At 58.6% G+C, this 280-nt stretch carries 1 pseudogene; it reads left to right on the forward strand.

The window, feature by feature from the left end:
• Window positions 1–280 (forward strand): annotated as a pseudogene (locus tag EN786_RS38445) (histidine kinase); the annotation flags it as partial.

The raw sequence follows: 280 nt of genomic DNA on the forward strand, positions 1-280 counted from the left end.
TCGAAGAGGCCATCACCGAAGCTGGCGGCAGGGTAATTGGCCCTGCGGCCAATCCTGAAGATGCATCGAGGAAAATCGCCAGCGAGGACGTCGAATGCGCCACCGTTGACATAAACCTGGGTGGTGCCCCGACTTTCGCTGTCGCGGCCGAATTGAAGGGGCACGGTATCCCGTTCATATTCGTCACCGGGTATGACCGGACCATTGTCCCGAGCGAATTTTCGGGCGTCCCGCGTCTTGTGAAACCCGTTATGCCTGATGAGGTCATCGGGCATAACGG

Origin of the sequence: Mesorhizobium sp. M4B.F.Ca.ET.143.01.1.1 (assembly GCF_004792275.1) — a bacterium.
GTDB classification, from domain to species: domain Bacteria; phylum Pseudomonadota; class Alphaproteobacteria; order Rhizobiales; family Rhizobiaceae; genus Mesorhizobium; species Mesorhizobium abyssinicae.